Origin of the sequence: Delftia deserti (genome assembly GCF_042653485.1) — a bacterium.
Lineage (GTDB): Bacteria > Pseudomonadota > Gammaproteobacteria > Burkholderiales > Burkholderiaceae_C > Comamonas > Comamonas acidovorans.
In genome coordinates this window covers 6,557,253-6,579,449 of record NZ_JBHSIH010000001.1, presented here as the reverse complement: position 1 = coordinate 6,579,449, position 22,197 = coordinate 6,557,253, and the positions used below count along the sequence as shown (strand labels likewise).

Sequence of the window (22,197 nt, the reverse complement as noted above, 5' to 3'; positions counted from 1 at the left end):
CGCAGTGCTGTGGCGACAGGCGCGCATCAATGCATTCACTGCCCCCCCGCTGCCACCGCCATTGCCCTGGGCTCACACCAGCGGCAACCCCACATAGTTCTCCGCCAGCGAGGTCGAGCCTGCCCGGGAGTTGACGATGTAGTCCAGCTCCGCCTCCTGCACCTTGGTGTCGAAGCCGCCCGCATCGGGGAAGCGGTGCATGAGCGAGGTCATCCACCACGAAAAACGCTCGGCCTTCCAGACGCGGCGCAGGCATTGCTCGGAGTAGCCATCGATGCCTTCGGGCGCCTTGTCGCGGTAGTACTGCGCGAAGGCGCTGGACAGGTAGCCCACGTCCGAGGCCGCCAGGTTCAGGCCCTTGGCGCCCGTGGGCGGCACGATGTGGGCCGCGTCGCCGGCCAGGAACAGGCGGCCGAAGCGCATGGGCTCGGTCACGAAACTGCGCAGCGGGGCAATGCTCTTTTCCAGCGAGGGGCCGGTCACCAGGCGCTCGCGGGCCTCCGGGTCCAGGCGCAGGCGCAGTTCGCGCCAGAAGGCTTCGTCGCTCCAGTCCTCGACCTTCTCGGTCAGCGGCACCTGCAGGTAGTAGCGGCTGCGCGTGGCGCTGCGCTGGCTGCACAGTGCGAAGCCGCGCTCGGTCTGGGCGTAGATCAGTTCGTGCGAGACGGGTGGCGTATCCGACAGCAGACCCAGCCAGCCGAAGGGGTAGACCTTCTCGAAGGTGCGCACCTTGTCCTGGGGCACGCTGGCGCGGCAGATGCCGTGAAAGCCGTCGCAGCCGGCGATGAAGTCGCATTGCAGCTCATGGACCTGGCCGTCCTTTTCGTAGCGCACGACGGGGCTGTCGCCATCGAAGCCCTCGGGCTGCACATTGCTGGCCTCGTAGACCGTGGTCAGGCCCTCGGCGGCGCGCACTTCCATCAGGTCGCGCGTGACCTCGGTCTGGCCGTACACCATGACGCGCTTGCCGCCTGTCAGGCCATGCAGGTCGATGCGGTGGCGCTGTCCGCCGAACAGCAGCTCGATGCCGTCGTGCGGCAGGCCTTCTGCGCGCATGCGGGCGTCGGCACCGGCCAGCTCCAGCAGGTCCACGGTGACCTGTTCGAGCACGCCGGCACGGATGCGGCCCAGCACGTAGTCGGCGCTGCGCTGCTCGATGATGACGTTGTCTATGCCTGCGCGGTACAGCAGCTGGCCGAGAAGCAGGCCGGCAGGGCCTGCACCGATGATGGCGACTTGGGTACGCATTGATTTGTCTCCGTTGCGTTGTTCGATGTCATGGCCGGTTCATGCCATGGCCTGCGCCCAAGATTAGTTTTGAGGCAGCGCAAAGACGAGGGGCTGCCGCATGCGTTGCGCGGTGATCGCGCAATCTGCGCGACAATCGCGCACTACCTGCATGCCCGCCCTCCCCGCCCATGAACCAGCCCTTTCCCATCGACCCGGATGACTTCATCGCCGGACTGGCCAAGGGCCTGGCCGTGCTGGAGAGCTTCGATACCGAGCGCCAGCGCCTGAACGCCACCATGGCGGCCGAGCGCTCGGGCATCACGCGCACGGCCGCGCGCCGCCATCTGCTGACCTTGACGCACCTGGGCTACCTGGAAACGGACGGCAGCCATTTCTGGCTTGCGCCCAAGGTGCTGCGCCTGTCGGGCAGCTACCTGGCGTCGGCGCGGCTGCCGCGCATCGTCCAGCCCGTGCTCTACCGGCTGGCGGCGCAGACCCAGCTGTCGTTCTCCTGCGTGGTGCGCGATGGCCACGAGGTGGTCATCGTCGCGCGCAGCGCCCTGCACGAGCGCGGCCAGCGCCTCATGGCGCACGGTCTGCATCTGGGCAGCCGCCTGCCCGCCCATGCCACCTCCACGGGCCGCGTGCTGCTGGCCGCCCTGCCTGCGGCCGAGCTCAGGCAATGGCTGGCATCGCACGATCTGCGGCGCCTGACCGCCCACACGGTGACGGACGGCACCGCGCTGCAAGGCGTGCTGGACGAAGTGCGCCGCCAGGACTTCTGCCTGGCCCTGGAAGAGCATGAGCTGGCCGTGCAGGCCCTGGCCGTGCCGCTGCGCAATATGGAGGGCCGCACGGTGGCCGCGCTCAACATCGTGACCTCGCCCCAGCGCATGGCGCCCGCCGACATGGCGGCCGAGCTGCTGCCGCTGCTGCAGGAGGCGGCGCGGGAGCTGCGGCCGCTGCTCTGAGGCCTGCTGGCCTGCAACCTGCCGCTTTCGCTGCAACCGCTCAGAGCGGCGCGCACACCTGCCGGCTCAGTTCGCGCAGGGCCAGCGAGGTCTTGCGGATCAACGGCGTGGCCTTTTTCTTGGCCGACTGCGCCAGGCACAGCGTGCTCACCACATGGGGCGATTCGATGGGAATGCCCACCAGCTCGGCGTCGGTCAGGTGGCTGCGCATGGCGCTATCGGTCAGCGCGGCGTAGCCGTAGCCGCCGCGCACCAAGTCCAGGATGGCCGGCACGCTGGACACTTCCCAGACCACGTTGAGCTTGACCTGGGACAGCGTGGCCTGCGCTTCCATCAGCTTGCGGAAGATCTGGCCGTGCTGCGGCATGATCAACGGGAACTGCGACAACTCGTCAAAGCGCACGCCGCTGCGCCCGCCCAGCGTGCGCGCCGGGCCGATCAGGCACAGGCGCTCTTCCAGCACGGGAGTGACCTCGATGTGCGGATGCGGCTCGGGCGTATAGACCAGGCCCAGGTCCATGCGGCCCGAAGTCAGCCACTCGGCGATGTTCATGGAAAAGCCCTCGACCACAGCCAGGCGGGCCTTGGGCATGTCCTTGCTGAACAGGTCGATCAGCGGCAGCGTCAGGCGCCGCGCCAGGCTGGGCGGCAGGCCCACCACGATGCGGCCCACGGGCTCGTCGCGCTGGCTGCCCAGGTCTTCGCGCGCCAGGGCCACGCGCTGCATGATGGCGTGGCCGTGCTCCAGCAGGCGGCGGCCCGCGTCGGTCAGCGTCACGCCGCGGCCGGTGCGGATCAGCAGGGTTTCGCGCAGCTCGGTCTCCAGCGCCCGCACCTGGCGGCTCAGTGCGGGCTGGGCCGTCTCCAGCAGCACGGCCGCCTTGCTGAAGCTGCCGGTCTCGGCCACATGCACAAAGGTCTCTATCTGCTGCAAATTCATGTTCTATCGTCTCCTCACTTATGCCATTTTGCTATAGCTGCTAGCGGCAGCCATGGCTAGGTGCTTTGCGGCGAACTGACACAATGCGGCGACTGGATCATCCAGCCGCTCACGCAAGAGAGCGTAAAAACAAGAGCAGCCCGTGCCTTGCCGGCATAGGACCAAGCCACCCAGCAAGCCCAACAGCGACTCGGAGACAAACCATGAAAGACAGCGCCTTCCGCATCAATCGCCGCCAGGCGGGCCTCGCCCTTGGCGCCCTGGCCATGGGCGCCCTGGCGCCCGCGCACGCCCAGTCGGGTGCCGCCGCCAGCTGGCCCACCAAGCAGGTGCGCATCATCAACCCCTTCCCCGTGGGCGGCGGGCCGGACGGCACCTCGCGCCTGGTGGCCGACAAGCTGGCGCGCCTGTGGAACCAGCCCGTCATCGTGGAAAACCGCCCGGGGGGCAACGGCTTCATCGCCATCGAGGCATTCAAGCGCGGCGCCACCGACGGCACGGACATCATCCAGCTGGACAACGTCCACCTGGCGGCCTATCCCCACCTGTTCAAGAAGCTGCCCTACAACATCGACAAGGACTTCGAAGTCGTCCTGCCGCTGTTTCGCACCTTCTTCTTCGTCTGCGTGCCGGTCAACAGCCCCTACAAGACCGTGGCCGACCTGATTGCCGACGCCAAGGCGCGCCCCGGCAAGCTCAACTACGGCTCGTGGTCCGTGGGCAACCCGGTGCACCTGGGCTCGGCCCTGCTGGAGTCGCTGACGGGCACCAAGATGGAACACGTCATCTACAAGGAAACCAGCCAGCTGTACACCAGCGTGGCCACGGGCGAGCTGGCCTTTGCGCTGGGCTCCTCGGGCACGGCCGGCCCGCTGATGCGTTCGGGCAAGCTGCGCTTCCTGGCCGTGCTGGCACCCCACCGCCTCAAGGGCTACGAGGATGTGCCCACCGTGGCCGAATCGGGCGGCCCGGCCGACGCCGTGGTCACCGGCTGGAATGCCTTTGCCGTCTCCAAGTCCACGCCGCCCGCCGTGGTCGAGAAGATCCGCCAGGACACCATGAAAGTCCTGCGCGAGCCCGACATCCAGCCCAAGTTCCAGACCTTCGGCTATGAGAACTACTTCCCCACGCCCGAAGAGTTCAAGGCCTTCATCGTCGAAGAGAACAAGCGCTTTGGCGATGTGATCCGCCGCGCCAAGATCGAGCTGTAAGCCACAGGCCGCAGCAGGCCGCAGACGCAAGGAAGCCGCCGCGCCGAAAGGCCGGCGGCTTCTTTCATGCCGTCTTCAGCGCGACATCCCGCGCGCCGCAATCGGCCACAGCGCGTGCACCAGGCCGTCCTGCAGCACCACCAGCTCGTCGTGCAGGTTGAATGTCGGGTCCACGTGCGAGGGCAGCAGCTGCAGCACGCTGCCCAGGGCGGGCGCCTGGGCGCCCGGCTCCACGCGCACCACGCTGTGCTCGTCGTTGATGGCCACGCAGCGCAGGCCCGGCGTGCCGTACATGGCAGGCGGCCCGCATTCGGCCGAGGTGGACTTCAGGCCCGCGTCCAGGATGACGCGGTCCGGCGCGGGCGTGCTCATCACCGTGGACAGCAGGAACAGGCTGCTGCGAAAGGCCAGCGCCCCGTCCCACTCGTTGGCGCCGTAGTCACCATCCATGAAGGCATAGGAGCCCGGCTGCAGCTCGGTGTAGACGCCGCTGGCCGCGTCGAACTCCACGCTGCCCGTGCCGCCGCCCGTGATGGTGTCGCAGGCCATGCCGTTGTCGCGCAGCAGTTGCGCGCATGCCGCCGCCTGGCGCGCCGCCTCCCGGCTGACCTGCGCACGCTCTTGGCGGCTGCGCCGGTGCTGCACCGCGCCGTGGTAGGCCTGCAGGCCGGCGAAATTCACGCCCGGCAGGCCGTGCGCCTGCCGGGCCAGGGCCAGCACGGCCTCGGCACCCGTGACGCCGCAGCGGCCCTGGCCCACGTCCACCTCCACCAGCACGTCGATCTCCACGCCCGCCTGCGCCATGGCCTCGGACAACTGCACCAGGTTGGCCGCGTTGTCCACGCACACGGCCATGCGCGCCGTGCGCGCCAGCCGGGCCAGCAGCGCGTGCTTGGCCGGTCCCACCACCTCGTTGCTGATCAGGATGTCGCGCACGCCGGCCGCCACAAAGGGCACGGCCTCGCTCACCTTCTGGCAGCAGATGCCGCGCGCGCCCAGCGCCAGCTGGCGCAGCGCGATCTGCGGGCACTTGTGCGCCTTGGCATGCGGGCGCAGCGCCACGCCATGGCGGTCGGCCCAGTCCTGCATGGTGCGCAGGTTGGCGTCAAAGACGGCCAGGTCCAGCGCCAGGCTGGGTGTATCGACCCGGTCGAGCGGATCGCCGGGCCGTGCGGCAGGCTCCATTGCCAGGCCGCTGGAGTCATCATGCAGGGGCATGGGGCTGTGCCTCATTCCTGCGGGGGCGCGTACTGGGCGATGACCTCGGCCTCGGTCATGGTCGGCGTCTGGTTGGCGAAGTCGTAGTAGCCGGGCTTCCTGTCGATGTAGATCTGCGTGGCCAGCTCGAAGTCCTGCGACTCGAAGGCGCCGGCCGGCACGAAGTACTCTCCCGTGGCGTGCAGCCGGTAGTACAGGTGCGTGCCGCACTGCTTGCAGAAGGCGCGTTCGGCCCATTCGGAGGAGGCGTAGGTGCCGATGTGCTCACCGCCCTCGAACTTCACCTCGGGCCCGCAATGCACGGCCAGCATGGGGCCGCCGCCCCAGCGCCGGCAGTACCCACAGTGGCAGGCTCCGATTTCCCGGGCCTGGGGAGAGACAAAGCTGACAGCGCCGCAAAGACAATGACCGTTCATGGTGCGTGGACCTTTCCGTGGGTTGCAAGTAGCTGTGATTATTCACAGGTGCCGCGCATCATAGGCGATGGCGCAGCACCTGCAAACCGCAGCGCCCTACACTGCGCGCCATGCAGCTTTTTCACTTCAGCGAAGACGGAGATATCCGGCAATTCCAGCCCCGCCCGGTCCTGAAGGCGGCACCCCGCCGCCCTGGCCAGGAATGGCTCAACGGACCCCTGGTCTGGGCCATTGACCCGTTGCACCAGCGGCTGTACCTGTTCCCCCGCGAGTGCCCGCGCATCGTCATCTGGCCGCACCAGCACAGCACCAGTGAAGACCGGGCGCAATGGCTGAACGCCCTGCCCGATGGAGCGCTGGCCGTGGCCTATGTGGAGACCGCCTGGGCCGCGCGCCTGCAAGCGGCCCGGATACACCGGTACGAGCTGCCGGCCGAGCCGTTCGAAAGCCTGGAGGACGCCGGCATGTACGTGAGCCGGCAGGCCGTGCAGCCCCTGCGCCGGGACCTGCTGGTCGATCTGCCGCAAGCGCTAGCGGAATGCGGCACCGAGCTGCGCATCGTCGATTCGCTGCAGCCGCTGCGCGGGGTCTGGGACAGCTCGCTGCATGCCAGCGGCATACGGCTGCGCAATGCGGCAATCTGGGCCTGAGCGCCGGACGCCACGGCGATGGCAACCGTGGGCAAGCACGCAGGCAAAAACAGTCAATTGCATTCGGACGTACGCTATAGTAACGAACGGTATCAAAGCACGGTCTGCCGTATGACAAATGGACGACTGGATACCCTCCAGGAGGATCCCCAACCGAGGCTGAAATGCACGATGCCATCACCAACCCCACGCAAGCTGCGGTGACCCCGGTGGCGCAAGCCCCGTTGAAGATCCCGGACTACGAACTGCTGGAAACCTTGGGATCAGGTGGCTACGGCACCGTCTACCGTGCACGCCACCGGCGCACGGGCGCGTCGGTCGCCATCAAGGTCGTCAAGCTGCAGGAAGGCGGCCGGCAGGTGGAGCGGTTCCACCGCGAAACCATGCTTTGCGCGTCCCTGCACCATCCGCACATCGTCCAGCTGCTGGACAAGGGCGAGCAAGGCGACTGCGTCTATGGCGTCTTCGAGTATGTGCCCGGTGAAACCCTCAAAAGCCTGATCCGCCGCCAGGGCGTGCTGACGGCGGCCGAAGCCGGCCGCCTCATGGCCGAGGTGCTGGATGCGCTGGACTGCGCCCACGCCGCCGGCATCGTGCACCGCGACCTCAAGCCCGACAACGTGATGGTCACCTCCACGGGTGCCGTGCGGCACGCCATGGTGCTGGACTTCGGCATCGGCACCGTCATTCCGCAGTTTGCCGGCCCGCAGGTCTCGCAACTCACCATGGGCGACGAATGCCTGGGCACGCCGGCCTACAGCGCCCCCGAGCAGCTGCGCGGCGAGCCGCCCAGCGCCCGCACCGACCTCTATGCCTGGGGACTGATGTTCCTCGAATGCCTGACGGGCACGCCCGCCGTGCAGGGCGCCTCGGTGGCCGAGATCGTGCACCGCCAGCTCAGCCCGCAGGAAGTGCAGCTGCCGCCGGCCATCTCCACCCATCCCATCGCCGCCCTGCTGCGCAAGGCGCTCAAGAAGCGGCCCGCGGAGCGCAGCGACTCGGCTGCGGCCCTGCTCAGGGACCTCATGCGCGTGCGGCTGGACGACCTGGTGGGCGAACTGCCCGCAGCCGCCCAGGTGCAGCAGGCGGACCTGACACGCACCGTGGCCACCACGCGCGTGTTCTCCGAAGTGCGCCAGCTCACGGTGCTGTGCTGCAGCGTCTCCCTGTGGCCGGGCAGCGACACCCACGGCATGGACAGCGCGCCACGCACCGCAGGCCAGCCCTCGCAGGGGCTGAACCTCGAAGACATCGAACTGCTGCAGCGCGAAGAACTCACGCTGTTCTCCGACGTTGCCACCCGGCGCGGGGGCATGTTGGCGGGCACGCTGGGCGACCGCATGCTGGTGCTCTTCGGCTACCCGCACACCAGCGACACCGATGCCCGCCAGGCCAGCATGACGGCGCAGGAGTTGCTCACGCTCAGCCGCAGCCGCGCGGCCGCCATCGAGCAGGTCCACGGACTGCACCTGGGAATCCGCATGGGCCTGCACACCGGCATGGCCGTGGTGGTCGGCGGCGAAGCGCCCTCGGGCCATGCCGTCAACGTGGCCATGCGGCTGGAGGCCATCGCCGATGCGGGCACCCTGCTGGCCAGCGAAAGCAGCCATCGCCTGCTGGCCCGTCATGCCCGTTTCGAGAAAGCCGGCAGCCTGCGCCTGCCCGGCCAGCCCACGGGCATGCAGACCTATCGCCTGGAGGTGGAACAGCCGGCCGGGCCACTGCCGGGGTCTGTGTCCGATGCGGCCTTGCAGTGCATAGGCCGCGAACCCGAACTGCAACGCCTGCACGACGCATGGGCGCGGGCCCGCGAAGCCGGGGGCCATGCGCTGTGGATTCGCGGCGAGCCGGGCATCGGCAAATCCTGCCTGGCCGACACGCTACTCGTCCACGCCAGGACACAGGGCGCGAACACCGTGGTGCTGCAATGCCAGCCCGAGCACCGCAACACTGCCCTGACCCCTTTCCTGGGCCTGATACGGCAGCGGCTGGAGGCGGCCGATCCCCCGCAGGACCACCGCGAGCAGATGCGCGAAGCCCTGCGCGCCGCAGGCTGCGATGCCGAGGCCGCCCTGCCCATTCTGTGCGCCTGGCTCTCGCTGCCCCTGGGCGACTGCGAGCCCAGCCGCATCTCGGCCGTCATGCAAAGGGCACTGCTGCTGCAGTCCACCGCGCAATGGCTGCTGCACATGTCCGAAGCCCAGCCCCTGCTGCTGATCGTCGAAGACGTGCACTGGGCCGACCCGACCAGCATCGAACTGCTGGAGCAACTGGTAGCGCGCCTGCCCCTGCGGCGCGTGCTGCTGGTGCTGACGGGCCGGCCGCAATGGCAGCCGCCCGAAGGCCTGCAGGCCGACTGCGTGGACGTGCGGCGCCTGGAAGACGCGCAGGCCACCGAGCTGGCCCGCCAGACGCTGGCGCCGCGCAGGCTCGGCACTGCCGTGATCCGCCACGTGGTGGACCGCACCGACGGCGTGCCGCTGTTCATCCAGGAAATGGCGCGCATGCTGCTGGACGCCCATCTGGTGGAGCAGGACGGCGTCTGGGACTTTCGCCATGCCGGGCTGCCGGCCGCCATTCCGCTGACCCTGCACGACTCCCTGGTCAGCCGCTTTGACCGCATCGGCCCGCTCAAGCCACTGCTGCAACTGGCAGCCACCATGGGCCGGCACTTCGACTTCGACCTGCTGTGCGCCTGCGTGGACCGCCCGCAAGGCGAAGTCGAGCAGGAACTGGCGCAGCTGGGCCAGGCCGGCCTGGTCATTGCCGATGAACGTGCGGGCGCCGGTGCCTTCATGTTCCGCCACGCGCTGATCCGCGACACGGCCTACGAATGCATGCTGGCGTCGCAGCGCCGGCTGCTGCACCGCGACGTGGCCCTGGCCCTGATGCAGCACCAGCCCCAGCGCGTTGCCGCAGAACCCGCAGGCGTGGCCCAGCACTGGGCAGACGCGGGCGACCATGCCCAGGCCGTGGCGCTTGCGGTGCGGCAGTTGCGCATCACGCAGCTGCGCTCGCTCAACGATGAAACCATCGCCTACGCGCGCCACATCGACGACTGGCTGCACCAGCTCCAGGGCGTCGCCCAGCGCGAGGCGCGCCTGGACGTCAACAGCTACGTGACCCAGGCGCTGATGAACAAGCACGGCTGGGCCCACGGCCAGGTGGTGGAGCGCATTGCGCTGTCGCAGCAGCTGCTGGCCGGCCCCGGCGCCAACGCCGTGGCCGACTACAAGCAGGTGCAGCACCTGTGGATGCTGATCACCTACCACCACGTGGCCAGCAACCGCGAGGAAGTGCGCCAGCTCAGCCACCGCCTGCTGGAGCAGGCCGTGCGCCAGCAGGACACGGGTGTGCTCGTGGCCGCGCAGACCTACCTGGGCCTGGCCCACTACTCCGACGGCCGCTTCGACCTGGCCGAAGAAGCGCTGACCGACGCCATCACCCGCTACGACCCGGTGGCCCATGCCCACCATGCGGCCGAGTTCGGCTTCGACACCCGCGTCTGGGCCACCTGCGGGCGCGCCCTGGTGCGCTGGTTCGCCGGCTTTGACCAGGCCGCGCTGACCGATGCGAACGACGCCGTGCGCCTGGCGCACGAGGTCTCGCACATCCCCTCGCTGAGCATGGCCCTGCTCTACCAGGGCCTGGTCCACCAGGCACGGGGCGACAAGGAAAGCGCCCTGGCCACCACGGGCGAGCTGCTGGACATCACGGCCCGCTACGGCCTGCCCGCGTTCTCGGGCTATGCGGACATCATCCGCTGCTGGGCGCTGGGTGACAGCGCAGGCAGCGCCAGCGCCGAGGGCATTGAACGCGCCAGCGGCACGGCACAGCTGCTCTGGGACATGGGCTGCCGCTACTGCCAGACCTACTACCGCTCCTTCGTCGCCGAAATGCTGGCGGCCAGCGGGCGCTGGACCGAGGCCCTGGACAAGATCGACGAATGCCTGCGCCTGGCCGACCTGCTGGACGAGCGGCTGCACACCAGCGAGCTGCATCTGAAGAAGGCCCGCATCCTGCTTGCCATGGGCGGCGAGCCTGCGGATGTGCAGGACAGCCTGGGCCAGGCGGCCGCCACTGCGCGCACCGCCTGCAAGTACCGCACAGAAACCGAGGCGCTGGCCCTGTCGCAGGCCCTGGCACCCGCCAGGCCGGACGTGGCCGCGCGCCTGAGTGAGCTGGCCGCATTGCGGCCTGAACTGTCCGTGCACCTGTCAGGGCCCCGGCCCGGCCAGGCGCTCTTTTCTTGAACCGAGGATGAAGTCACATGACCACCCAGCTGCAGAATACTGAACCGTTGCTCGCATTCCGCCTTGCCTACCTGCGGGCCATCGCCCGCTCCTGGCAGGATGACGCCTACCGCCGTGATCTGCTGGGGCAGCGCGACATCCAGCCCATGTTGCACCGCGACTTCAGCCTCCCCACGCAATGGCCCCAGGTCGATGTATCGCTGCGCCTGAGCGACGACCCCACCCAGCGCGCCGAATGGAAGCCCGTGCTCACGGCCGGCTGGATCGGTCCTGACGATGAATTCGTCATCGTCCTGCCCCAGGCGCCCCAGACCCACGCCTCCGAGGCGCTGGCCGCCTACTACCAGCTGTTCCCCAACTTCATGGGCATCAGCACCTCGTTCGAGGAACCGAACAACGGCATGCTCAGGGCTGCCCTGCCCACGGGCCTGGGCATCCCCGGCGGCGGCCCGGACTCGCTGCTGGCCTTTGGTGGCGTGGTGCTGCGCGCCATCGCCCTGGCCTGGCAGTCGCCCGAGTTCCACGCAGAGCTGACACGCGACGATGGCAAGGACAAGGCCCCCGTGCTGAGCCAATGGCTGGGCTACAACAACCCGTTCAACTTCCAGGTGCGTTTCGAGACCGAGCAGGCCTTCACCTGGGATGCGGCACGCGGCGAATGGAACCTGCAGCGCGCAGACGGCACGGCCATCAAGAACGGCATCGTGCTGAACTACCCGGTGGCGCCCGCCGAGCAGGACCTGTGGGCCATCGCCCTCACCTCCTACAACAACACCGGTGACGCCTACCCCTTCACCTGCTGATACGGCACCGGTGCAGCTGCAAGGGGCCACGGCCACCTTGCTGCTGACGCTGGCGGCACGCGCCCGGGCGGCAGGTCCGGCAGCTTCCTCGGAACTGCCGGACCTGCCGCCTTTTTCCGACCCCGAGGCGCGCCGCATTGCCACCGCCCTGCCCCAGGCCAGCGAGGCCCATGCGGCCGACCCCGCCTTTGTGCGCAGCGTGGTGCTGCGCTCGCAGCTGTTCGACCGGCTCACCACGGAATTTCTGACCGCCCACCCGTCCGGCCTGTGCATTGCGCTGGGTGCAGGCCTGTGCACGCGGCGCAACCGCCTGGCACCCAAGGCGGGCAGCGCACGCTGGCTGAACGTGGACCTGCCCGACGCCATCGCCCTGCGCGAGCAATACATCGCAGGCCCTGAAACCAACCTCGCCTGCTCCATCCTCGACACATCCTGGCTGGACACCGCAGCCCTGCCCGGCCACCAGCCCGTTCTGGTGCTGCTGGAAGGTGTCTGCCCCTATCTTCCCCAGGCGCCGCTGGAGGCCATGCTGCAGCAGCTGGCCCAGCGCTTTGCCGCACCCGGCAGCCCGCCGTGCACCGTGGTGCTCGACCATGTGCACCCGGCCCTTGCCCGGCTGCCCATGCAGGTGGGAGGAATGCGCCTGCCCGTCGTCTCGGGCTTTGCGGACGGCGCGCAGATAGAGCGCATCCACCCCGCCATCCGCATCAGCCTGCAAGAGCACCTGTATGCCCGGTTCTCGCAGCAGCACCAGCTGTTCGAGACCGCCTTCCACGCCACCACCGGCCAGCACCCCTATGCCGTCGTCCGCCTTGAACTCGGAGCACCGTCAGTTGCCTGAGCCCGCGGCCCCCGACCTGTTCGCCCACGCCTTTCGCTGGCACGAGAAATTCCTGCCGCCCGTGCAGCAGGGCGACCGCCTTTTGCTGGCCAGCGAACGCGACACCCTGGCCCTGGGCTCCGCCGCCGTGCTGGCGCTGAACGCCCCGCTGCAGGCCGGCACCAGCCTCATGCAGCACTGCGCCACAGCACCCGATGCGCCGCTTGCACAGATGCTGCACGCGCTGGGCGCCCTGCTGCGCCAGGGCCTGGTCCAGCCGGTGCTGCACAGCGGCTTGAACGGCCACGGTTATCTGCAACCGGATTTCTCGGCCCCGCCCGTGCGCCTGCAGGCATCGGAGCAGATCGACATCGTCATGCTGACTGCAGCGCTGGACAGCACAGCCGCCTGCCACTGGGCTGCGGCCGTGGCCACGCAGGCACCCGCCCCCGCCCCGCTCACCATCGTTTTCTGCGACGACTATCTGGACCCGCGCCTGGGCGCCATTGACGCCAACCAGCGTGCCGCAGGCCGGCCCTGGCTGCTGGTGCGGCCTGCGGGCGAGCAGGCCATGGCGGGACCGCTTTTCAAACCCCAGGCAACGGCCTGCTGGCATTGCCTCGCACACCGCTGGCAACGCAACCATCCCGCACGCGGCGGCAAGCACGGCCAGCCTCAGGACAGCGACCGCTGCCCGCCCGTGCGCGCCGGTGCCGACCTCATCGCCACGCGGCTGCAGGCCCTGCTGCCCACGGTGCAGGGCCTGCTGGCGCAAGCCGATGCGGCGCAAGCCGTGTGGACGCTGGAGCCTGAGCAGCCCCACCCGGTGGCCGCCCGCCCGCAGTGCCCTCATTGCGGCACGCCAGGGCTGATGGCCCTGCGCCAGCGCGAACGCATTGCGCCAGCGCCGGGCACACATGCCGCGCGCGCCGACGGGGGCTGGCGCAGCGTGCCGGCCGAGACCACGGTGCAGCGCCTGTCGCAGCACGTCAGCCCGCTGACCGGCGTGATTGCCAGGGTCACGCCCCTGACGGCCGAGACAGACGAGGCGCTCACCGTCTACCGCAGCGAAATCTTCAGAACACCGGCCCCGGGCAGCGCCCGCCTGGCCGGCTCCGGAACACAGCTGTGCCTGGGCAAGGGCCTGTCGGCCATGCAGGCCCGCGCCAGCGCCATGTGCGAAGCGGTGGAGCGCTACGCCGCCTTCCACCAGGGCGATGAAGCCGTGGTCATCGCCCATGCCGCCGAGCTGGACGCGCCCTGCATCGCGCCCACGGAGCTGGCCCGCTTCAGCGACCGGCAAACCGCCGGCTTTGCCACCGGCAAACCACCACATGCCGCAGCTCCTTGCGCCAACCGGCCCGATCCCCTATGGTGGGCACCCGCCTGGTCCCTGACCGCCGATGCGCGCCGCTACCTGCCGCTGGCCTTTTGCCTGGCCCATGCGCCCGCGCAAAGCCTGCACCATGTCGGCTGGACCTCCAACGGCTGCGCGGCCGGCAACACGCGGGAAGAGGCCATCCTGCAAGGCTTCATGGAACTGGTGGAACGCGATGCCGCCGCCATCTGGTGGTACGGCCAGATCCGCAGGCCCGCCATCGCGCTGCAAGGCATCGACCACGCCACACGCCAGCGCCTGGACCGCAGTTGCGGCCCGCAATGGTCGTACTGGCTGCTGGACATCACGCATGACTTCGGCATACCGGTCGTCGTCTCCGTGGGCCGCCATACAGATACAGGCCAATGGGCCGTGGGCTTTGGCTGCAGCCTGGACCGCGCCCTGGCCTGCGAACGCGCCCTCACCGAAATCAGCCAGCTGATCGCGGCCGGCAAAAGCTTTGCCGTGCCCGAGCCACTGCAGGCCTTCCTGCACCCGGCGGACAGCGCCGATGCGCCGCCGCAACAGCCTGCGCACCTGTCCGGGCGCAAGCCGGACATCGCACCGCCAGACATTGCCCAGGCCATTGCGCGCTGCGTGGACATCGCACGCGGCCTGGGCCTGGAAACCATCGTCTACGACCACTCGCGCCCCGACATCCCCCTGTACACCGTCAAAGTCGTGATTCCCGGCCTGTGCCATATCTGGCCGGAACTGGGCAATCCACGGCTGCGCGACGTACCCGTGGCCCTGGGCTGGCGCAGCCGGCCGCTGCAGGAATCGGAACTGAATCCGCAGGCGCTGTACGTTTGACAAACTGAAACGCGCAGCGGGCATGTACTCTCTCGGCTTGGCAACAGGCTGCCGGCTCCGGGCCAATGCGCCCCCAGCCCACCCCCTGTTCACACAAGCCCCAAGGAGAATTCGAGGCGATGGCCCTCTTTCGTAACCAACTCGACGGTCGCATCGTCGTGCTGCGGCCCCTGCATACCTTCGGCCGCCACCCCTCGGTCTGCCAGACCGTCATGAAGGCGCCCGACGTCTCCCAGGTCCACGCACTGTTCCGCTGGAACCGGCAGACCTGGGAAATCGTGGACCAGAGCCGCAACGGCACCATGCTCAACGGCGTGCGCCTGGTCGCCGGCCGCTGGACCGTTTTGGCGGTGGGCGCCAAGCTCAGCATGGGCGAAGGCGCAGAAGCGGCCTGGACCGTGGAAGACCTGGGACCTCCCATCACCTGCCTGAGCCCCGGCCCGGGCCTGCCCCAGGACGGCCCCCTGGCCCTGAACCCGCGCGGCACCCTGCTGCCCGACGCGCAGGAGCCCGAAGCCAACGTCTTCTTCCAGGACGGCCGCTGGCTGCAGGAGTCCGGCGACGGCACCGAGCCCCTGGTGGACGGCGCCATGGTCCACACCTCGGCAGGCAGCTGGGAATTCGTGCAATGCGACGACCTGGAATCCACGCGGGAAAGCAGCTTCGACCCGCGTGCGCCCAAGCCGCCGGAGGTGTCCTTTCGCTTCACCGTCAGCCAGAACGAAGAGCACGCCAGCCTCATCGTCCTGTGCGACGGCAAGCCCATTGCGCTGGGCGAACGCATACACCACTACACCCTGGTCACCCTGGCGCGCGTGCGCCAGCAGGACGCAGAAAAAGGCCTGGCCCCCGCAAGCCAGGGCTGGATAGAACTGGATGCACTCTCGCGCATGCTGGGCGTGGAGCCCTCGTACGTGAACATCCAGATCTTCCGCGCCAAGCACCAGATCCTCAGCGCCCTGCCCGAATGCGCTGCCTCGCCCGCCCTGGTGGAGAGGCGGCGCGGCAGCCTGCGCTTCGGGGACTTTCCGTTCCAGATCGAAGGCGGGGCGCGCAGCGCCTGAACGGCGAACCGGAGCGGAGAACGGCAGGCACACGGCGCATCGCTCGCCGCATGTAATCAGCTGTAATTTTCTTGTTGTGCACACGTGAATAAAGTGGGAACCGGTTCCTGCCGCCTGCGGCGCGAACCCTCTCACCCTCCTCCCGGACCGGGTTGCCCGAGTCCACTGGCGCACCTGGAAGACGCAAATGAGCATGGACATGCGACGTGTACTGTTGATCCCCGCCAGCGCGCGGCCTGTTGACCCCGGCCTGGCCAGCCTTTCCATGGACGCACAGGTCTGGGAAAACGGCTATCCCCTGGTCGTAGGCAAGGCCCGGCACGGCCTGCTGCAGGACTTCTGGCGCCACTACTACGGCGAATCCGCCGCCATGTTCGTGGCCGCCGACCAGCTGCTGGAGCTGCACAACGACATCATGGCCGCCATCCCCGCCTGCGTGGGCGAGATGCCCGTGCTGCGCTTTCTCAACGACCTCGGAAGAATGTGCCTGCAGGCGCATGGGGATGGCAGCGGGCTGCAGGTCATCGGCGACTGACGAAACGGATGACTCCTGGGGTTGCCGCGCATCCCTGTCGCGGCATTGGGGCGCATGCACAATGGCATGCGCCTTTTTTGCGCCCGACCGACCATGAGCAACGCCCCGGATAGCCCCCCTCTTGCCCTGGCAGGCAGCTGCCTGTGCGGCGCCATCGCCTATGAACTGCGGTCCAGCCCCAAGGCCGTGTCGCACTGCCACTGCCGCATCTGCCAGAAGGCCCACGGCGCCGCATTCGCCACCTACGGCAGCGTGCCGGTCAAAGACCTTGTCTTCACCCGGGGCCAGGAGCAATTGCGCTGCTTTGCCTCATCGCCCGGCATCACGCGCTGCTTTTGCCGGCGATGCGGCTCATCGCTGTCATGGCACAGCGAGCATTACGCAGAGGGCGCCTGGATCTCTGTTGCACTGGCCACGCTGGATTCGGAATTTGTGGTGGGTGGGCAGCGGCATGTGAATCGGGGCGTGGGGATGGGGTGGGTGGATTGTCGGATGGGGTGATCGGGGGCTGGGTTCGGCCAGGAGCAGTCCTCGCAGACATCCCGGCAGATGATGCCTCAGGCTGGTCGACGACGCTCAGTGGAGTCATCCAGACGACGGCTCCAAGCTCGAAGCAGACATTGGACAAACCGACTTCGCCAATGCTGCGATATTTCCATTATTATAGAAATATCGCATAATGCCTCGCATGGATGAACCCGCAGTCGTTGACTCTCTCGCCGCACTCGCACACCCGCTGCGCCTGCGAATCTTTCGCGCCCTCGTGGTGGTCGGCCCCGAGGGCCTGACGCCCGGCGTCATGGCCGAAGCTCTGGAAACCCCGGGTACGACACTCTCGTTTCACCTCAAGGAACTGACCCGTTCCGGGCTGGTGACGCAAGAGAGGTCGAGCCGCCACCTCGTCTACCGCGCGGCGTTCGAGCACATGAATGGTCTGCTCGGCTACCTCACGGAGAACTGCTGCCAGGGGGTGGCGTGCGCCGTGTCGCAAGACAAGGCCAGTTGCTGCTGACCAGGGCATCTTCCTTCATCCCATCGTTTCTTACGCCTGCGTGCTGCTCAGCGCGCCAACCTCCCTGCGCCCATGCTCCTCGCGGCCCTTATCTTCGTTGTCACCCTGATCTTCGTCATCTGGCAGCCTCGCGGCCTGGGCATAGGCTGGAGCGCCAGTGCAGGCGCCTTGCTCGCCCTTGGCCTGGGCGTCGTGCACCTCTCGGACATCCCTGTGGTTTGGGGCATCGTATGGAATGCGACGGCCACGTTCGTCGCCGTCATCATCATCAGCCTGCTCCTGGACGAGGCGGGATTCTTCGAGTGGGCAGCATTGCACGTTGCACGCTGGGGCAACGGCAGCGCAAGGCGCCTGTTTGCTTTCATCGTGCTGTTGGGGGCCGCTGTGTCGGCCGTGTTCGCCAACGATGGCGCGGCGCTCATCCTGACGCCCATCGTCATGGCCATGCTGGCGGCGCTGGGCCTCTCGCCGGCCACCACTCTGGCTTTCGTGGTGGCCGCAGGATTCATTGCGGATACGGCCAGCCTGCCGCTGGTCGTGTCCAACTTGGTCAACATCGTTTCTGCCGACTTCTTCGGCATCGGGTTCAACCGGTATGCCTCGGTGATGGTGCCGGTGAACCTGGCTTCGGTAGCTGCCAGCCTGCTCGTTCTGTACCTGTACTTCCGCAAGGACCTGCCCGCCACCTATGACCGAGCTTCGCTGAGGCCTGCAGCCGCTGCCGTCAAGGACCTGGCCACCTTCCGGGCTGGCTGGGTGGTGCTGGCCCTGCTGCTGCTCGGCTTCTTCGTGCTGGAGCCACTGGGCGTCCCGGTCAGCGTCGTGGCCGGCGTCTGCGCGGCAGCGCTGTTGGCGGTCGCGGCACGGGGGCATGTCATCAGCACGCGCAAGGTCGTGATGGGGGCACCATGGCAAATCGTGCTTTTCTCCCTGGGCATGTACCTGGTGGTCTACGGGCTTCGCAACGCCGGGCTGACCAGTGCGCTGGCGGGCCTGCTGGACCGGCTGGCAGCGGGTGGCGTCTGGAGCGCGGCCATGGGAACAGGCTTTCTTGCCGCCGGGCTGTCCTCCGTGATGAACAACATGCCGACCGTGCTGGTCGGCGCGCTGTCCATTGACCAGTCCTCCGCCACAGGTCTGGTGAAGGAGGCCATGGTGTACGCCAACGTCATAGGCTGTGACCTGGGGCCAAAAATAACGCCCATCGGCAGCCTCGCGACCCTGCTGTGGCTGCACGTGCTTGCCCGCAAGGGAACCACCATCGGCTGGGGACCGTATTTCCGCGTCGGCGTCGTCCTGACCGTTCCCGTGCTGGCGGCCACGCTGGCCGCGCTCGCTATTCGCCTGACCTTGGCGTAGCACCCATCCTCAAGGAGTCCCATGGGCCACATCACCATCTTCCACAACCCTGCGTGCGGCACGTCGCGCAACACGCTGGCGATGATTCGAAATTCCGGCGAAGAGCCCACGGTCATCGAGTACCTGAAGACCCCACCAGACCGACAGACGCTCCAGGCGCTCATCGCCGCCATGGGGGTGCCGACGCGCCACGTCATGCGCCGAAAGGGAACGCCCTATGACGAACTGGGCCTGGACGACCCGAAGTGGACCGATGAGCAACTGGTGGACTTCATGCTCCAGCACCCCATCCTCATCAACCGCCCCATCGTCGTCACCCCGCTGGGCACGCGGCTGTGCCGCCCCTCCGAGCTGGTCCTGGACATCCTGCCGAAGCCTCAACAGGCGGCCTTTGCCAAGGAAGACGGCGAACAGGTCATCGATGCGGAGGGTCGCCGTGTCGCACAGTGAACTCCCCAGCCTGGATACGGCATCGTTTCAATCGCTGGACCGAGCTCGGCTGTTTCCTGCTCAGCGGGCCTCGCACCCGCCGCGCATCCTGCTCCTGTATGGCTCACTCCGGGACCGGTCCTACAGCCGCTTGCTCGCCGAAGAGTCCGTCCGTCTGCTGCAGGCCATGGGCGCGGAGACGCGGATATTCGACCCGCGCGACCTGCCTCTGCCGGACGGTGCCCCTGACGACCATCCCAAGGTGAAGGAACTGCGAGAGCTGGTGCTGTGGTGCGAAGGCATGGTGTGGAGCTCTCCCGAGCGCCACGGCGCCATGTCGAGCATCCTGAAGGCACAGCTTGACTGGATTCCCCTGTCGATGGGGGCGGTGCGGCCTACGCAGGGCAAGACGCTGGCGGTCATGCAAGTGTGCGGAGGCTCGCAGTCGTTCAACGCCGTGAACCAGATGCGCGTGCTGGGCCGATGGATGCGCATGCTGACCATCCCGAACCAGTCTTCCGTAGCCAAGGCGTTCCTGGAGTTTGACGAAACCGGGCGGATGAAGCCTTCCTCGTACTACGAGCGCGTGGTGGACGTGATTGAAGAACTGGTGAAGTTCACCTGGCTGACTCGCGACGCGACCCCTTACCTGGTGGACCGATACAGCGAGCGCAAGGAGAGTGCCGAGGCGCTCTCGGCGCGGGTGAATCTTCGGAGTATCTGAGCGAGGGCAAGGTCCGCCACTGACCGCATTGCTGCCGTCGGAGCTTCGTCCGCAATCAGCAGCAACTGCTGCCAAGCCGATATCGGCAGGCCCAGGATGAGGGTCTGCAACGGTTCGACAGCGGACAACACCCAGCCTGCAGGCCTCTCCCCGAAGCGGCCTCCTCCAGCCGCGCGATCATCCGCGCCGCCACCGCCATCGCCACCGCCGCCGTCACGGGGCCGGCGCTTCAAAGCACCTTCACCACACAGCGGCTGAGCCTTCCCCAAAGAAGGTCTCGTCAGGCCTGGACGCCCGGCAAGTGGGGCCCCGTCCGCTCCTCCCTACGGGTTACGGGCGGGATGGGCGGTTCAAATCTCGCACAGGAGGGCGGCGCCATGAACGCCGTTTCTCTTGCTCTTGCCCGCGCGCCTCATCGGACTACGCCATGGCATCCATCACCAGCCCCGAGCCCCCCGAGTGCTCGATGGACAGGGCGCCCGCCAGCACCGCAGGCATGTGATGTTTCAACAAGCATGGAAACATAGGCCGGACCGGCGCTGACCGATCATGCCGGCCCATGCGTATGGGCCCCCATGGCTGACCGCCGTGCCCGGTCTCAGGCACCCTGCGGCAGATAGCTTGGCCGGGCCGCCGTCATGCCGCGCTTGACCTGCTGGGTGAGCTCGTCGGCCAGCACTTCATCGAGCCCGGCCTCCAGTCCGTCCAGCGCGCGCCTGACGATGTCCTCGGGGCTGGACTTCGGCGCGTCAAGCCCGCGCGTAAGGTCCGTATCGACATAGGCCATGTGCAGGCCCAGCACCTGCGTCTTCTGGCCCGCAAGCTCGTTGCGCAGGGCATTGGTGAGCGACCAGGCGGCCGACTTGCTGGCCGAGTAGGCAGCCAGCTCGCCGCCGTTCACCCAGGAGGCCACCGACAACACATTGAGCAAGGCCCCGCCGCCGTTGGCCTTGAGGACCGGCGCGAAGGCCTGGCTCATGCGCAGCACGGCGAAGAAATTGGTCTCGAAGATGCGCCTGGCGACCTCTTCGCTGTCGGGCGACAGAAAGCCGCCGGGCTGGGCGATGCCGGCGTTGTTGATCACCAGCGTGACGTCCGACGCCTGCGCCGCGGCGGCGGCCACGTCCTGCGGGCGGTTCACGTCCAGCTGCAGGGCATGCACGCCGGGCTGGGTGACCGTGGCGGGGTCACGCGCGCCGGCGTAGACCTTGCGGGCGCCACGGGCCAGCAGCTCGCGTGCGAAGGCCAGGCCGATGCCACGATTGGCACCGGTGACGAGAACAACAGCGTTTTCAATTTTCATGGATCGCTCCAGGGGTGGGGAAAAACAGATTCAACGGATCTTGATGACGACCTTGCCCTTGGCATGGCCGGCTTCGGCATGGGCAAGGGCCTCGTTGGTGGACTCGAATGCGAAGACCTTGTCGACGACCGGGCGGATGGCGCCCGCTTCGATGAGGCGGGTGATCTCGCGCAGCTGGCCGCCGTCGGCCCGCATGAAGAGGAAGGAGTAGTCAATGCCACGGCCTCGCGCCCGGCGCCTGATGCCGGAGCTGAGCAGCCGCATCACCAGCCGCACGAATGCGGGCGCCGCGATGTTTCTGCCAAACGCTGGATCGGGTGGGCCGGAGATGGAGACCAGCTTCGCGCCGCCCTTGAGCACGCGCAGGGATTTGCCAAGCGTCTTGCCGTCCTGGCTGTTCAGCACCACGTCGTAGTCGTGCAGGACGTCCTCGAAGTCCTGCGTGCGGTAGTCGATGACGACATCCGCGCCCAGGCTCCTGACCAGCTCGAAGTTGGCCGCGCTCGTCGTGGTGGCCACAGTGGCGCCCAGGTGCCTTGCCAACTGGATGGCGAACGTGCCCACGCCGCCGGAGCCGGCCTGGATGAAGACCCTTTGCCCCTTCGTCAGCTTCGCTGTCTCCACCAGGGCCTGCCAGGCCGTCAGGCCCACCAGGGGAATGGAGGCCGCCTCTTCCATCGTGAGCCCCTCCGGTTTTGGCGCCAGCGACGACTCCCTGACCGGCACGAACTCCGCGAACGTACCGATCCGGAAATCATCCGTGCGTGCATAGACCTCGTCGCCGGGCTTGAACTGCCGCACGCGCGGGCCGACCTTGACCACCACGCCGGCCACGTCGTGGCCCAGGATCAGGGGCAGGCGATAGGGCAGGATGGGCTTGAATTGCCCGTCCCTGATCTTGGAGTCCAGCTGGTTCACGCCTGCGGCATGGACCTGGACCAGGACTTCGTCGTCACGCAGCTGCGGCTCGGGCACCTCTGCCAGCTGCAAGGCGCGGCTCGCTCCATGGCTTTCCAGAATGAATGCCTTCATGGTCTTCCTTTATATGATGATCATCATATGTAACGG

General features: G+C 67.9%; 20 protein-coding genes. 14 read left to right on the top strand and 6 right to left on the bottom strand.

Features of this window, described 5'->3' with window-relative positions; all coding sequences use genetic code 11:
* Window positions 1-72 precede the first annotated feature (72 nt).
* Window positions 73-1,248, bottom strand: coding sequence for a 4-hydroxybenzoate 3-monooxygenase (pobA, locus tag ACFPFG_RS31015; RefSeq protein ID WP_197955980.1), 1,176 nt, complete (start codon window positions 1,246-1,248; stop codon window positions 73-75).
* Window positions 1,249-1,418: 170 nt separating this feature from the next.
* On the opposite strand from pobA, the gene ACFPFG_RS31010 reads away from it, so the two are divergent.
* Window positions 1,419-2,201 (top strand): IclR family transcriptional regulator domain-containing protein, encoded by a 783-nt coding sequence (locus ACFPFG_RS31010; RefSeq protein WP_197955979.1) that lies wholly within the window; start codon window positions 1,419-1,421, stop codon window positions 2,199-2,201.
* Between the two features lie 40 nt (window positions 2,202-2,241).
* Here ACFPFG_RS31010 and ACFPFG_RS31005 read toward each other — a convergent pair whose 3' ends face one another.
* Entirely contained in the window at window positions 2,242-3,141 is a 900-nt protein-coding gene (locus tag ACFPFG_RS31005) for a LysR family transcriptional regulator (protein WP_183018312.1), read from the bottom strand.
* 203 nt (window positions 3,142-3,344) lie between these two features.
* Between ACFPFG_RS31005 and ACFPFG_RS31000 the strand changes: the two genes are divergently transcribed.
* Window positions 3,345-4,352 (top strand): Bug family tripartite tricarboxylate transporter substrate binding protein, encoded by a 1,008-nt coding sequence (locus ACFPFG_RS31000; RefSeq protein ID WP_183018313.1) that lies wholly within the window; start codon window positions 3,345-3,347, stop codon window positions 4,350-4,352.
* A 75-nt stretch (window positions 4,353-4,427) separates the two neighbouring features.
* Here ACFPFG_RS31000 and ACFPFG_RS30995 read toward each other — a convergent pair whose 3' ends face one another.
* The gene (locus tag ACFPFG_RS30995; RefSeq protein ID WP_380109728.1) at window positions 4,428-5,570 is read right to left on the bottom strand and encodes a DSD1 family PLP-dependent enzyme; all 1,143 of its coding nucleotides are present in this window, start codon (window positions 5,568-5,570) and stop codon (window positions 4,428-4,430) included.
* Between the two features lie 11 nt (window positions 5,571-5,581).
* Complete coding sequence (locus ACFPFG_RS30990) at window positions 5,582-5,986, bottom strand: GFA family protein (RefSeq protein WP_380109726.1); 405 nt, start codon at window positions 5,984-5,986, stop codon at window positions 5,582-5,584.
* Window positions 5,987-6,096: 110 nt separating this feature from the next.
* Here ACFPFG_RS30990 and ACFPFG_RS30985 point away from each other — a divergent pair, with 110 nt between their 5' ends.
* From ACFPFG_RS30985 to arsH, 12 genes are all read left to right on the top strand, one after another.
* Window positions 6,097-6,636 carry a DUF6886 family protein gene (locus tag ACFPFG_RS30985; RefSeq protein ID WP_183018316.1) on the top strand — a complete coding sequence of 180 codons (540 nt, stop codon included), beginning with the start codon at window positions 6,097-6,099 and terminating at the stop codon, window positions 6,634-6,636.
* A 164-nt stretch (window positions 6,637-6,800) separates the two neighbouring features.
* Window positions 6,801-10,889 carry a TOMM system kinase/cyclase fusion protein gene (locus tag ACFPFG_RS30980; RefSeq protein ID WP_380109724.1) on the top strand — a complete coding sequence of 1,363 codons (4,089 nt, stop codon included), beginning with the start codon at window positions 6,801-6,803 and terminating at the stop codon, window positions 10,887-10,889.
* A 17-nt stretch (window positions 10,890-10,906) separates the two neighbouring features.
* Window positions 10,907-11,692, top strand: coding sequence for a BMA_0021/BMA_0022 family TOMM bacteriocin (locus ACFPFG_RS30975; protein ID WP_183018318.1), 786 nt, complete (start codon window positions 10,907-10,909; stop codon window positions 11,690-11,692).
* Window positions 11,693-11,702: 10 nt separating this feature from the next.
* Window positions 11,703-12,533, top strand: a complete 831-nt coding sequence (locus ACFPFG_RS30970) for a class I SAM-dependent methyltransferase (RefSeq protein ID WP_380109722.1) — start codon at window positions 11,703-11,705, stop codon at window positions 12,531-12,533.
* Window positions 12,490-14,703: a TOMM precursor leader peptide-binding protein gene (locus ACFPFG_RS30965; RefSeq protein WP_380109720.1), complete on the top strand. Its 2,214-nt coding sequence runs from the start codon at window positions 12,490-12,492 to the stop codon at window positions 14,701-14,703. Before ACFPFG_RS30970 ends, ACFPFG_RS30965 begins: the two co-directional genes overlap by 44 nt.
* A 119-nt stretch (window positions 14,704-14,822) precedes the next feature.
* Window positions 14,823-15,767 carry an FHA domain-containing protein gene (locus ACFPFG_RS30960; RefSeq protein ID WP_380109718.1) on the top strand — a complete coding sequence of 315 codons (945 nt, stop codon included), beginning with the start codon at window positions 14,823-14,825 and terminating at the stop codon, window positions 15,765-15,767.
* A 199-nt stretch (window positions 15,768-15,966) separates the two neighbouring features.
* A complete protein-coding gene (locus ACFPFG_RS30955; RefSeq protein ID WP_225970979.1) occupies window positions 15,967-16,302 on the top strand; it encodes a hypothetical protein in 336 nt (111 codons plus the stop codon).
* A gap of 93 nt (window positions 16,303-16,395) precedes the next feature.
* On the top strand, window positions 16,396-16,803 hold the full coding sequence (locus ACFPFG_RS30950; RefSeq protein ID WP_312372367.1) for a GFA family protein: 408 nt from the start codon (window positions 16,396-16,398) through the stop codon (window positions 16,801-16,803).
* Between the two features lie 187 nt (window positions 16,804-16,990).
* Window positions 16,991-17,314 carry an ArsR/SmtB family transcription factor gene (locus ACFPFG_RS30945; RefSeq protein WP_183018322.1) on the top strand — a complete coding sequence of 108 codons (324 nt, stop codon included), beginning with the start codon at window positions 16,991-16,993 and terminating at the stop codon, window positions 17,312-17,314.
* A gap of 72 nt (window positions 17,315-17,386) precedes the next feature.
* A complete protein-coding gene (locus ACFPFG_RS30940; protein WP_380109714.1) occupies window positions 17,387-18,673 on the top strand; it encodes an arsenic transporter in 1,287 nt (428 codons plus the stop codon).
* Between the two features lie 21 nt (window positions 18,674-18,694).
* The gene (gene arsC / locus ACFPFG_RS30935) at window positions 18,695-19,123 is read left to right on the top strand and encodes an arsenate reductase (glutaredoxin) (protein ID WP_183018324.1); all 429 of its coding nucleotides are present in this window, start codon (window positions 18,695-18,697) and stop codon (window positions 19,121-19,123) included.
* Window positions 19,095-19,826, top strand: a complete 732-nt coding sequence (arsH, locus tag ACFPFG_RS30930) for an arsenical resistance protein ArsH (RefSeq protein WP_183018325.1) — start codon at window positions 19,095-19,097, stop codon at window positions 19,824-19,826. Before arsC ends, arsH begins: the two co-directional genes overlap by 29 nt.
* A gap of 598 nt (window positions 19,827-20,424) precedes the next feature.
* Here the strand turns inward: arsH and ACFPFG_RS30925 are convergent.
* Both ACFPFG_RS30925 and ACFPFG_RS30920 read right to left on the bottom strand, forming a co-directional pair.
* Window positions 20,425-21,129 carry an SDR family oxidoreductase gene (locus tag ACFPFG_RS30925; RefSeq protein ID WP_197955970.1) on the bottom strand — a complete coding sequence of 235 codons (705 nt, stop codon included), beginning with the start codon at window positions 21,127-21,129 and terminating at the stop codon, window positions 20,425-20,427.
* A 30-nt stretch (window positions 21,130-21,159) separates the two neighbouring features.
* Window positions 21,160-22,161, bottom strand: a complete 1,002-nt coding sequence (locus tag ACFPFG_RS30920; protein WP_197955969.1) for an NADP-dependent oxidoreductase — start codon at window positions 22,159-22,161, stop codon at window positions 21,160-21,162.
* Window positions 22,162-22,197: the final 36 nt, after the last annotated feature.